Genomic DNA, 12,447 nt, shown 5'->3' on the forward strand with positions numbered 1-12,447 from the left:
ACCAGCCAAGAAAAAATTATAGAGGAAAATATTTTGGATTTAATTCAACTAGGCCAGCGCGCGAAACAAGCATCATTTGCACTTGCTACCACCACAACTGCAACCAAAAATACCGCATTAGCGGTGATGGCGGATGAGCTAGAAAAGCAATCAAAAACCATTCTTGAAGCTAACGCTATCGATATTCAAGCCGCTCGCGATGCCGGTATGAGCGAAGCGCTGCTGGATCGTTTATTGCTTAATGAAGATCGCCTGAAAGCGATTGCGAATGACGTGCGCAACGTTATCACCCTAAATGATCCGATCGGCAGTGAATTAGACAGCCGCGTATTGGAAAATGGCCTTTCACTATCACGTCGCCGCGTTCCGCTAGGTGTGGTAGGAGTGATTTATGAAGCGCGACCGAATGTCACCATTGATATTGCTTCATTGTGCCTTAAAACAGGTAATGCCAGTATTTTGCGAGGCGGACGCGAGACATTCCATTCCAATATGGCGCTGGTAAAAGTAATTCAAACTGCGCTAGAACAAACTGGATTGCCGATAGCGTCGGTTCAATACATTGAAAAGCCAGATCGTGAATTGGTCTCTCAACTGTTAAAGCTCGATGAATACGTGGATATGATCATTCCTCGTGGTGGTGCGGGTTTACATAAAATGTGTAAAGAGAACAGCACCATTCCAGTGATTATTGGCGGCTTTGGTATTTCACATGTTTTTGTGGATGAAAGCGCCGATATCGAACGCTCAGTGGCAGTCGTAGAAAACTCAAAAGTACAGCGTCCATCGGCGTGTAACTCACTAGACACCTTATTGGTGCATAAAGCTGTAGCCGAAACCTTTTTAAGTAAATTGGCAGCATCACTAAAAGATAAAGTCGAATTTGTTGCTCACGACTCTGCATTGCCGTATCTAACTCATGCAAGCAAAGTGCGAGCTGCGGTCGAAGGTGACTTTGATACCGAATGGTTGGCGTTTGTGCTAGGGGTTAAAGTGGTCGATGATGTTGAGGGTGCAATTCAACATATGCGCGATCACAACGCTAGTCACTCTGATGCCATCATGACTAATGATCTCAATAATGCTGAACGCTTTATCAATACCGCAGGATCAGCGGCGGTGTATGTGAATGCTTCAACGCGATTCACTGATGGTGCTCAGTTTGGTTTAGGCGCTGAAGTGGCGGTGTCTACGCAAAAACTGCACGCCCGTGGTCCTATGGGCCTTGAAGAGCTGACGAGCTACAAATGGGTTGGTAAAGGTAACTATTTGCCAAGACCTTAGCGGTTAAGTCGTTTGCTTTATTGTGGCTAAACGATTGATACTTTAATGAGTTATTCTAAATAAATGTAATGGGGGCTCTATCACAGAGCCCTTTTTTCATTTCTAAGCTTTGTCGCATCTTTCTCGAATCAGCGCGGTAAATCCGTTACACTGGTTATAACGAGTAGCTTTGTAATCTATAAGCCTGATTTAATGTGCTTTACTACAAAGTATCTTTCCCTTTTTATCACAATTATGGAGCTTGTATGCACTGCCCATTTTGTTCAGAAAATGAGACTAAAGTCATCGACTCTCGATTGGTTGCTGACGGGCATCAAGTACGTCGCCGCCGCCAATGTATCGCGTGTAATGAACGCTTTACTACCTTTGAAACTGCAGAGTTGGTGATGCCGAAGGTGATTAAATCCAATGGCAATCGTGAACCGTTTAACGAAGATAAGCTGTCTAATGGTTTACATCGTGCGTTAGAGAAGCGACCCGTTAGTGCTGACGCGGTTGAATTATCCATGAGTATTATTAAATCAAAACTGCGCGCAACAGGAGAGCGAGAAGTCTCTAGCGATATGATAGGCAATCTAGTGATGGATCAACTTAAAGAGTTGGACAAGGTGGCTTATATCCGTTTTGCTTCTGTGTATCGCAGTTTTGAAGATATCAAAGAATTTGGCGAAGAGATCGCTAGGTTAGAAGATTAAAGTGCAATGAACTTTTCTGTATTTGATCATCAGATGATGGCAAAAGCGATTAAATTGGCTGAAAAAGGTCGATTTACTACGCATCCTAATCCTAATGTCGGCTGTGTGATCACACAAGGCGAAACCATTGTTGGGCACGGCTATCATATTCGTGCTGGTGGTCCGCATGCGGAGGTGCATGCCTTAGCCATGGCAGGCGATAAAGCCAAAGGTGCTACTGCGTATGTCACCTTAGAGCCATGCTCCCATTATGGCCGTACGCCACCGTGCGCTAAAGGTTTGATTGATGCCGGTGTTGCGCGCGTTATCTGCGCTATGCAAGACCCTAACCCCGAAGTTTCAGGCAATGGTATTGCCATGTTAAAAGCGGCGGGAATTGAGGTGCAAGTTGGGCTTTTAGAAGCCGAAGCTGAGCGTATTAATCGACCTTTTTTGAAAAAAATGCGCAGTGGCATGCCATGGGTACAATTAAAAATGGCCGCCAGTTTAGATGGTAAAACGGCATTGCAAAATGGCAACAGCCAATGGATTACCAGTCGCTTGGCGCGCGCTGATGTACAGCTATACCGAGCGCAAGCCGGCGCTATCCTCTCAACCTCTAAAACTGTGATCGACGATAACGCTTCGCTAAATGTTCGTTGGGATGACCTTGCTGAAGAGGTGCGTTCTATTTATCCCGATACTGAGCATTTCGATGCGGATAATTCAGGTCAAAAACTGCGACAGCCACTTCGAGTGATTTTAGATCGTCAGCAGCAGCTCACCCAAGATTTGCGTTTGTTTAACAGTGCAGGTGAAGTGTTAGTCATCTCAGGGCCAGAGCAAACCAAAGCGGACTCAACAATTGATTTGCCACAACTACTTGCAAACTTAGCTTCGCAACACAATATCAATCACATCTGGGTTGAAGCTGGTGCCACACTGGCGGCCAGTTTTATTGAGCAAGGCTTAGTCGATGAGCTTATCGTCTATTTAGCGCCTAAAATTATGGGCACTGATGGTCGTGGTTTGGTCAACCTAATTGGGTTAACCGAAATGGATCAGGCGATAGAGTTAACTATTGAACAACTCACTCAAGTAGGGCCTGATATTAAGTTGGTCGCTACGTTTAAATCATCAAGATAGAGTAGGAATTACTATGTTTACCGGTATTGTCGAAGCCGTTGGCACACTTAGAGCCATTACCAATCAGGGCGAAGATATTTCTATTACCGTAGATACTGGGCTTTTGGATATGTCCGATGTGCAGTTAGGCGACAGTATTGCAACTAACGGTATCTGTTTGACGGTGGTTCGTTTTGATCAGCATTCGTTTACCGCCGATCTTTCGGTTGAAACACTGACCAAAACAGGTTTTAGCCAGTATCAAGTTGGCGATAGGGTAAATCTAGAAAAAGCCATGCTTCCCACGACTCGTTTTGGTGGACATATTGTTTCAGGGCATGTCGATGGTATTGGGACTATTGTTGAAAGAGTTCCGGTCGGTCGCGCTGTGGAATATTGGGTTGAATTACCCACTGAATTAGAGCGTTATGTCGCTCAAAAAGGTTCAATAACGGTGGATGGTATTAGTTTAACAGTCAACGATCTGCGTAAGAACGGCTTTAAACTGACGATCGTCCCGCACACTAGTGAGCAAACTATTATTGATGAGTTTGCAGTAGGAAGAAAAGTAAACCTTGAGGTTGATGTTCTTGCTCGTTATATGGAGCGATTGCTCGGAGTCGGTTCTGAGCAGCAGCAACAGACCTCTAATATCACCATGGAATTTTTACAACAAAACGGATTTGCATAGGCGTGATTAACGCGTGTGACTGACTCTAAAACAGGAAATAAAAGATGCCTATTAGCTCCCCACAAGAAATTATTGAAGATATTCGCTTAGGTAAAATGGTTATCCTAATGGATGATGAGGATCGTGAAAACGAAGGCGACCTGATCATGGCTGCGGAACATATTACTCCAGAAGCTGTCAACTTTATGGCAACTTACGGGCGTGGTCTTATTTGTCTTACTATGACTCAAGAGCGCTGTGCTCGCTTAGGTCTTCCACCTATGGTTCAAGACAATAACGCTCAATATTCAACGGCATTTACCGTATCAATTGAAGCGGCTGAAGGTGTGACCACAGGTATTTCGGCAGCGGATCGCGCAGTGACTGTGCAAGCGGCGGTAGCAGCAGATGCTAAAGCAGCCGATCTAGTTCAACCGGGTCATATTTTCCCTCTATCAGCACAAGACGGCGGTGTATTGACTCGCGCAGGGCATACAGAAGCGGGTTGTGATTTGGCTCGTCTAGCAGGCTGTGAGCCAGCATCTGTTATCGTTGAGATTTTAAAAGACGATGGTGAAATGGCACGTCGTCCAGATTTGGAAATCTTTGCTGAGAAGCACGGCGTTAAGCTAGGCACTATTGCAGATTTGATTGAGTATCGTAACAATACCGAAACGACCATTGAGCGTGTTGCTGAATGCAAAATGCCAACTGAGTTTGGCGATTTCGACATGGTGACTTACCGCGATACTATCGATAACCAAATTCACTACGCATTGCGTAAAGGTGAAATTTCCGAAGAAGCTTGTTTGGTGCGTGTACACTTACAAGATACCTTTACCGATCTTCTTAACTCAAACCGTAATTCGGACAGAAGCTGGTCTTTGGACAAAGCGATGAAACGTATCGGTGATGAAGGTGGAGTATTGGTTGTGCTTGGTAACGAAGAAACCACTGAGCAACTGATCTACAAACTAAAAGCTTTTGAACAGCAAGATAAAGGCGAAGCGCCTGCTATGGCTAAGAAACAAGGTACATCACGCCGTGTGGGTGTGGGTTCTCAGATTCTTGCCGATATGGGCGTAAGCAAGATGAAATTAATGTCATCAAGCAACAAGCGTTACCACTCTTTGTCTGGCTTTGGCTTAGACGTTGTAGAGTATGTGTGTGAATAACATTTAATATGAACGGGTTGTTGATTCGACCCGTTTAATCAATAACTAGAGAATTAGCTGAAATGAGATTAGATCCTAGTCACATAATTGTGCTAGAATCCGGCGATTCTCACTCATGAGATAGTTGAAGGAAAACTTATGAAAGTCATCGAAGGTGGATTTCCAGCACCCAACGCTAAGATTGCGATCGTTATTTCGCGTTTTAACAGCTTTATCAACGAAAGCTTGTTGTCTGGTGCTATCGATACCTTAAAGCGCCATGGACAGGTTGCAGAAGAAAACATAACAGTAGTACGTTGCCCTGGTGCGGTAGAATTACCCCTAGTTGCTCAACGTGTTGCTCGTACCGAGAAATACGATGCTATCGTTTCTCTAGGTTCAGTTATCCGTGGTGGAACACCACATTTTGACTATGTTTGTAGTGAGTGTAATAAAGGTCTTGCGCAAGTGTCACTGGAGCACAGTCTACCAGTAGCATTTGGTGTATTGACCGTTGATACCATAGATCAAGCTATCGAGCGTGCCGGAACCAAAGCAGGTAACAAAGGTGCTGAAGCTGCACTAAGCGCGCTTGAAATGATCAACGTTCTTTCTGAAATCGATTCCTAATGGGGGCCAGTGTGAAACCAGCCGCACGTCGTAATGCACGTCAATTTGCTCTACAAGCTATTTATTCTTGGCAGATCACTAAAGAGAATATCGCAACTGTAGAAGAACAGTTTTTGTCCGCAGGGAAGTACGGGGAAGAAGAAACCCAAGCTGATGAGCCGGCACTGAACGAACAAGAAACAGATGTAGCATACTTCCGTGACCTGTTAACTGGTGTTGCACTGTCTCACCAAGAGCTTGACAGCAAACTACGTCCATTCCTTTCTCGTCCTATGCAAGACTTGGATATGATGGAGTTAGCACTTCTTCGTCTAGCCGTTTATGAGATGACTCGTCGTGAAGACGTACCTCATAAAGTTGTAATTAATGAAGCGATTGAATTAGCGAAAGTATTTGCTGCTGAAGACAGCTATAAATTCGTTAATGGTGTGCTTGATAAAGCGGCACCAACACTGTGTAAAAACAGAAAATAGTCGAAATCGACTGTTGAAAACTCTATAGTGAAAAGGTCAGCATCTGCTGGCCTTTTTTTGTATAACTTAAAGGAAAACACGTGGCTGGAGAGTTTGACCTTATCAGTAAGTATTTTGCTAATCAGCAACTTAAACGCAGTGATGTAGCGCTCTCCCAAGGGGATGATTGCGCTTTGTTGCAGGCACCTGAGAATACTCATATAGCGGTAAGTACAGATTCTTTGATTGCGGGCACGCATTTTCTCGAACACGCTAACCCACAATGGGTAGGACATAAAGCCTTAGCCTCCAACATTAGCGATCTTGCCGCTATGGGCGCAGAGCCGGCGTGGGTATCGATGGCTATCACTTTACCCTCAGCAGACGAAACCTGGCTTGAGGGCTTTTGTGAGGGCTTCTTTGAGCTAGCTAACGCACATGATCTGCAATTAATTGGTGGCGATACGACTCGTGGCCCGCTGGGCATCACTTTAACGGTACAGGGCTTTATTCCGCAGGGGTTAGCATTGCTACGCTCTGGCGCAAAAGTGGGGGATAAAATCTTGGTCAGTGGCTGTCTTGGTGACAGTCATGCCGGTCTTGAAGTGATTTTAGATCCCAGCAAGCGAGAACGCGCCCATGCTAGTGAGTTGGAACGTCGTCACTACTGCGCAAGCTCTAAAGTCGCTTTAGGTATGATGCTGCGAGGAAAAGCAAGTAGCTGCATTGATATCTCTGATGGGCTTGTATCTGATATACAGCACATCATGCAACGTTCGAATGTCGGCGCGCAGATACACTGCGATAAACTGCCGCTGTCAGCCGAGCTTATCGAATTTACCCAAGATAAGCACCTTGCTCAGCAATACGCACTAAAAAGCGGCGAAGAGTATGAGCTTTGCTTTACCCTGCCACAACATCTGCTAGAGTCTGTGCGTCAGTCTGCCCAGCAGCATAATGTGATGATTACTGAAATTGGAGAGATCACTGACTCCAATACCCTACACTTATTTGATAACGGACAAGCATTAGAGGATGATGTGGCTGGCTTTGACCACTTTCGTTCTTGAACCTATTTGATATAACCACTTAGAGATACTCTCAATGAGCAACCCCCTTGATAAAATTTCGCTAGACAACCCATGGCATCTATTAGCAACTGGTTTTGGCAGTGGACTGTCACCAATTATTCCAGGCACTATGGGTACCTTAGCCTCTATTCCTCTTTATCTTGCTTTAGTGCAACTGCCTTTAAGCGCGTACTGGGTGTTTGTGATTATCAGTTGCATTGTGGGGATCAAAATATGTGATGTGACCTCAAAAGATATGGGCGTGCACGATCATGGCTCAATCGTATGGGATGAATTTGCCGGTTTTTGGATCACCATGAGCGTAGTGCCTTTGCTCGGTATTGCAGCTAACGATTGGAAGTGGTTGATTGCCGGTTTTGTATTGTTCCGCGCTTTTGACATGATCAAACCTTGGCCAATCAGCTACTTAGATAAGCAAGTGCATGGCGGTTTTGGCATTATGATCGATGATATTCTAGCGGGTGTGATGGCCGGAATTTGTTTGGCTATCTTAGGTTTTGTCGCTGGCTGGATTTAGACGTTAATTTCTTGAATTGCGAGTAGTCCTAGAGCGGATAGCTCTAGGACTAAAATACGTTTATTTTGCTAAATACTGTTCAATGCTCTCTTGAATGCCTTGCGCATCCAAACCTAGCTCTTGATGCATCTCTTGTTGAGTCCCTTGCGCGACAAAACTATCCGGCAAGCCAAGGTTTAGCACAGGTTTAAGCTGCTTTTGACTCATCAAGAACTCAACTACGCCGCTACCAGCGCCGCCTGCTACAACGTTTTCTTCAATCGTCACTAACACTTCATGCTTATCCGCAAGTTCAAGGATTAAAGCTTCATCCAGAGGCTTCACAAAGCGCATATCGGCCACTGTGGCATCAAGTTGTTCAGCAGCTTGCATTGCGTTGTCGAGGAAAGTACCAAAGCTTAAAATAGCCACTTTGCCGTTACCGTGACGAACGGTGCGACCTTTGCCTATTTCAAGAGCGGTAAATTCTGAATGAATCTCAGCGCCGATACCATTACCACGAGGGTAACGAACCGCAGCAGGTCCATTATGTTGATGACCTGTGTAGAGCATTTGACGACATTCGTTTTCATCACTTGGCGCCATAATGGTCATATTAGGAATACAACGCATAAAGCTAAGGTCGAATGCACCTTGGTGAGTTTGGCCATCTGCGCCAACCAATCCTGCGCGGTCGATAGCAAATAATACCGGCAAATCCATAATAGCCACATCGTGAATCAGTTGGTCGTAGCCGCGCTGTAAAAAGGTTGAGTAGATTGCCACAATCGGTTTGTTGCCAGAAATAGCCAGACCTGTCGCAAGAGTGACCGCGTGCTGCTCGGCAATAGCCACATCAAAATATTGCTCAGGGAACTGTTTAGAAAAACGCACCATACCAGAGCCTTCACGCATGGCAGGTGTCACCGCCATCAATTTTGGATCGCGCGCGGCCATATCACATAAGAAATCGCCAAATACTTTCGAGAAGGTAGGCTTCCCGCCTTTACTCTTAGGCAGTGAGCTTTCAGTTGGGTCAAACTTAGGTACACCATGATAACCAATAGGATCTTTTTCAGCAGGCTCGTAGCCTTTGCCTTTCTTGGTCATTATGTGTAGAAATTGAGGGCCTTTTAGGTGGCGCATATTTTTCAGAGTTTTGACTAACTCAAGTACATCGTGACCGTCTACAGGCCCAATATAATTAAAGCCAAGCTCTTCAAACATAGTGCCAGGGACGACCATGCCTTTTAGGTGTTCTTCGGTGCGTCGCACTAATTCTTTAATTGGTGGAACGCCAGATAATACTTTTTTACCCCCTTCACGGATGGAGGTGTAAAGGCTACCTGATAGCACTTGCGCTAGATGATTATTAAGTGCGCCCACGTTTTCTGAAATAGACATTTCATTGTCGTTAAGCACCACTAACATGTCAGGATGGATATCCCCGGCATGGTTCATGGCTTCAAACGCCATACCAGCGGTAATGGCACCATCACCGATAACGCTGACTACCTTGCGGTCTTTGGCCTCTTTTTGTGCGCCAATGGCGATGCCTAATGCCGCACTGATCGAAGTGGATGAGTGCCCAACAGAAAGGACGTCGTATTCACTTTCACCACGCCAAGGAAATGGATGCAACCCATCTTTTTGGCGAATAGTCGACATCTGTTCACGACGACCGGTTAAAATTTTGTGTGGATAAGCTTGATGTCCTACATCCCATAACAATTGATCGTAAGGGGTTTGGTAGACATAGTGCAACGCTACCGTTAGCTCAACAGTACCTAAGCCAGAGGCTAGGTGCCCGCTAGATTGGCTCACGCTATTTAATAGATAGGTTCGTAATTCGTCACAAAGTGTTGGTAGCGTCTCTTTAGGCAGAGAGCGCAACTCATCAGGCGTGTTGGCTAATGCCAATGTAGGGTATTTTGATATATCAAGTGTCATAAGTATTCGCGCTGATAAGTTAATAAGTTAGTTTTTGCGTTCGATCACGTAGCGAGCAAACTGCTCTAGGAGATCGGTGTTGTACGGAATGCTCTCTAATTCAAGTAAAGCTTCTTTTAACAACAGGGCTGCTTTTTGTTGTGCCCCTTCCAGTCCGAGAAGAGATGGGTAGGTCGACTTATTTAAGGCTACATCTGAGCCTTGTGGCTTACCTAGAGTTTGAGTATCGCTAGTAATATCCAATATGTCATCTTGAACTTGGAAAGCGAGCCCAATCTTTTCTGCAAATTTATTGAGGCGAGGAAGCTGTTCAATACCTGCTTCACCTGCCGCTAAGGCACCAAGTTGAATCGCTGATTTTATCAAAGCTCCGGTTTTGTTGCGATGAATAACCTTCAATTCTTTAAGGGAAACTTGACGATTTTCCGCTTCAAGGTCTAAAGATTGACCTAAACACATGCCTGATGCGCCAGAAGCACTGGCTAAACTTTGCACCATTTTTATGCGATGACTCTCAGCCTGAGGGGCAAGAGTCCCTTCCGCTAAAATAGTAAAAGCGAGGGTTTGCAGGGCATCTCCGGCAAGAATGGCGGTTGCTTCATCAAATTCAATGTGGCAGGTCGCTTGACCGCGACGTAATTCATCGTCGTCCATCGCGGGCAGATCATCGTGAATGAGTGAATAAGCATGAATGCACTCAATTGCCGATGCAGGCGTATCTAAAGATGGGGTGTCAATGCCAAACACTGCTCCCGTCGCGTAGACCAAAAAAGGTCTAGCACGTTTACCACCGAGTAGCAGTCCGTAACGCATCGCTTTGATTAAGCTATTATTTTGTGCCTGCAATGAGTCTAACCAAGTTTCTAATTGTTGGTTATTGCGGGTTTGATACTGTTCGAGTTGTTGTTTAAAAAGAGTCATCGCCAGAGTCAAGTTTGAAATCCTGAGGAGTTGCTTCTACTTGATTTTCCATCAAGATTGAAACACGTTGTTCTGCTTGATCTAATTTAGTTTGTCCTGCACGAGCAAGCGCAATGCCTCGTTCGAAATTCTTCAGTGCAGAATCAAGTTCAAGATCACCTTGTTCAAGCTGATTTACTATGTTGTCGAGCTCTTTAAGAGACTCTTCAAAACTCATATTTTCTGGTTTTTTAGTCGCCATGATTATTCTTTTCTACACTAGGATCTGGGAAAGGTAACTCAGCCAAGGGTTATGGTCAATTTTAGCAGTTAAAAATCCTGCTTTATCACTAACTTTAGTTCATTTGTTGCTAGATAAATGAACAGCCTATCATATTGTTTTATTTTTACTCGGCTATAAATAGTATATAATTCGTCGCCCTCAATTGTGTACGCTGTGCCAATTGGCAAAATAATTTAGGCTAGACTCGAGTCATTGACTAATCAGAAGTGAAATTATCTATGAAGTTTATCGTAAAACCACATCCAGAAATTTTTGTAAAAAGCGAATCAGTAAGGAAGCGCTTTACACGTATTTTGGAGTGCAATCTAAGGATTATCATCCAACGTCGCACAGAATCAGTGGCGGTATTCAATCGTAGAGATCATATTGAGATTTCTTCTGAAAGCGATGAATTCTACCCACAAGTGCTAGAGATTTTAACTCGCACGCCGGGTATTCATCACTCTTTAGAAGTTAAGCAAACAGACTTTACTGATATGCATAACATCTACGAGCAAGTACTTGAGCTAAGCTCAAGCCGAATTGAAGATAAAACCTTCTCTGTTCGTGCTAAACGTCGCGGTAAGCATGACTTTAGCTCAATAGAGTTAGAGCGTTATGTTGGTGGTGGTTTAAACCAAGCGGTTGCCAGTGCCAAGGTTAAGCTAACTCGCCCTGAAGTGACGGTTAACATCGAAGTGGCGGGTGACAAACTAAACCAAGTATTAGCGCGTCATAAAGGTCTTGGTGGCTTCCCTCTAGGAACGCAAGAAGATGTACTGAGCTTGATTTCGGGTGGATTCGATTCTGGTGTGTCTAGTTATCTGCACATTAAACGCGGTTCTAAAACGCATTTCTGCTTCTTTAATTTAGGCGGTCCTGCGCACGAAATTGGTGTTAAGCAAGTGGCTCACTACCTGTGGAACAAATACGGTTCTTCGGCAAAAGTGAAGTTCATTGCGGTTGATTTTGAACCTGTGGTAGCGGAAATCCTAGAAAACGTCGAAGACGGACAAATGGGCGTTATCTTAAAACGCATGTTTATGCGTGCTGGTGGCATGATTGCCGATCGTTTTAAAATTGAAGCTTTGGTTACCGGTGAAGCACTAGGTCAAGTATCGAGTCAAACCCTAACTAACCTACGTCACATTGATGGCGTGACCGATTCTTTGATTTTGCGTCCGTTAATTAACTGGGATAAAGAAGACATTATCGATTTGTCTCGCATTATCGGTACTGAAGATTTTGCTAAGGTCATGCCTGAATACTGTGGCGTTATTTCTCGTCGTCCTACAGTGAAAGCTGTGAAAAGTAAGCTAGAAGCTGAAGAAGAGAAATTTGATTTCTCTGTACTTGAAAAAGTGGTCAGTGAAGCGCGCGTTATGGATATCAGAGATATTGAAAAAGAGAGTCTAGAACAAGCGCCAGAAGTTGAACAAGTGAACGCTGTTCAAGATCAAGCTGTTGTGTTGGATATCCGCAGCCCTGACGAAGAAGAAGAGAAACCACTGGAAATTGAGAGTGTTGAAATTCAACACATTCCTTTCTATAAACTAGCCACTAAGTTTGGCGATTTAGATCAATCGAAAACTTACTTGCTGTACTGTGACCGAGGCGTAATGAGCCGTTTGCAAGCACTGTACCTGCAAGAGCAAGGCTTTAGCAATGTGAAGGTGTATCGCCCGTAAATATTGGGTTGAGTCATTAGTAGGTCGGTGTCAGCACATGATACCAATCG

General features: G+C 44.6%; 13 protein-coding genes. 10 read left to right on the forward strand and 3 right to left on the reverse strand.

Going from position 1 to position 12,447, the window contains the following annotated elements; genetic code table 11:
- The first annotated feature begins 33 nt into the window (after positions 1–33).
- The 9 genes from VHA01S_RS08020 (at position 34) to pgpA (ending at position 7,597) form a co-directional block, all read left to right on the forward strand.
- Complete coding sequence (locus VHA01S_RS08020) at positions 34–1,284, forward strand: glutamate-5-semialdehyde dehydrogenase (RefSeq protein WP_023403859.1); 1,251 nt, start codon at positions 34–36, stop codon at positions 1,282–1,284.
- Positions 1,285–1,529: 245 nt separating this feature from the next.
- A complete protein-coding gene (gene nrdR, locus VHA01S_RS08025) occupies positions 1,530–1,979 on the forward strand; it encodes a transcriptional regulator NrdR (RefSeq protein ID WP_023403860.1) in 450 nt (149 codons plus the stop codon).
- A 6-nt stretch (positions 1,980–1,985) separates the two neighbouring features.
- A complete protein-coding gene (gene ribD / locus VHA01S_RS08030) occupies positions 1,986–3,104 on the forward strand; it encodes a bifunctional diaminohydroxyphosphoribosylaminopyrimidine deaminase/5-amino-6-(5-phosphoribosylamino)uracil reductase RibD (protein ID WP_023403861.1) in 1,119 nt (372 codons plus the stop codon).
- A 13-nt stretch (positions 3,105–3,117) separates the two neighbouring features.
- A complete protein-coding gene (locus tag VHA01S_RS08035; RefSeq protein ID WP_023403862.1) occupies positions 3,118–3,774 on the forward strand; it encodes a riboflavin synthase in 657 nt (218 codons plus the stop codon).
- A 44-nt stretch (positions 3,775–3,818) separates the two neighbouring features.
- A complete protein-coding gene (gene ribBA / locus VHA01S_RS08040; RefSeq protein ID WP_023403863.1) occupies positions 3,819–4,928 on the forward strand; it encodes a bifunctional 3,4-dihydroxy-2-butanone-4-phosphate synthase/GTP cyclohydrolase II in 1,110 nt (369 codons plus the stop codon).
- Between the two features lie 138 nt (positions 4,929–5,066).
- Complete coding sequence (gene ribH, locus VHA01S_RS08045) at positions 5,067–5,537, forward strand: 6,7-dimethyl-8-ribityllumazine synthase (RefSeq protein ID WP_023403864.1); 471 nt, start codon at positions 5,067–5,069, stop codon at positions 5,535–5,537.
- On the forward strand, positions 5,537–6,010 hold the full coding sequence (nusB, locus tag VHA01S_RS08050) for a transcription antitermination factor NusB (RefSeq protein WP_021712095.1): 474 nt from the start codon (positions 5,537–5,539) through the stop codon (positions 6,008–6,010). Before ribH ends, nusB begins: the two co-directional genes overlap by 1 nt.
- An 80-nt stretch (positions 6,011–6,090) precedes the next feature.
- On the forward strand, positions 6,091–7,059 hold the full coding sequence (thiL, locus tag VHA01S_RS08055; protein WP_023403865.1) for a thiamine-phosphate kinase: 969 nt from the start codon (positions 6,091–6,093) through the stop codon (positions 7,057–7,059).
- A gap of 34 nt (positions 7,060–7,093) precedes the next feature.
- Positions 7,094–7,597 (forward strand): phosphatidylglycerophosphatase A, encoded by a 504-nt coding sequence (pgpA, locus tag VHA01S_RS08060; RefSeq protein WP_023403866.1) that lies wholly within the window; start codon positions 7,094–7,096, stop codon positions 7,595–7,597.
- Between the two features lie 60 nt (positions 7,598–7,657).
- Here pgpA and dxs read toward each other — a convergent pair whose 3' ends face one another.
- Genes dxs through xseB form a run of 3 tightly spaced genes read right to left on the reverse strand, consistent with a single transcriptional unit; the run spans position 7,658 to position 10,688 of the window.
- Positions 7,658–9,526: a 1-deoxy-D-xylulose-5-phosphate synthase gene (dxs, locus tag VHA01S_RS08065; protein ID WP_023403867.1), complete on the reverse strand. Its 1,869-nt coding sequence runs from the start codon at positions 9,524–9,526 to the stop codon at positions 7,658–7,660.
- A 27-nt stretch (positions 9,527–9,553) separates the two neighbouring features.
- On the reverse strand, positions 9,554–10,447 hold the full coding sequence (ispA, locus tag VHA01S_RS08070) for a (2E,6E)-farnesyl diphosphate synthase (protein ID WP_039970434.1): 894 nt from the start codon (positions 10,445–10,447) through the stop codon (positions 9,554–9,556).
- On the reverse strand, positions 10,434–10,688 hold the full coding sequence (gene xseB / locus VHA01S_RS08075) for an exodeoxyribonuclease VII small subunit (protein WP_023403869.1): 255 nt from the start codon (positions 10,686–10,688) through the stop codon (positions 10,434–10,436). The genes ispA and xseB overlap by 14 nt, the downstream gene beginning before the upstream one ends.
- 260 nt (positions 10,689–10,948) lie before the next feature.
- On the opposite strand from xseB, the gene thiI reads away from it, so the two are divergent.
- Positions 10,949–12,397 (forward strand): tRNA uracil 4-sulfurtransferase ThiI, encoded by a 1,449-nt coding sequence (gene thiI, locus VHA01S_RS08080; RefSeq protein WP_023403870.1) that lies wholly within the window; start codon positions 10,949–10,951, stop codon positions 12,395–12,397.
- The last annotated feature ends 50 nt before the right edge of the window (positions 12,398–12,447 follow it).

Source organism: Vibrio halioticoli NBRC 102217 (genome assembly GCF_000496695.1).
GTDB lineage: Bacteria > Pseudomonadota > Gammaproteobacteria > Enterobacterales > Vibrionaceae > Vibrio > Vibrio halioticoli.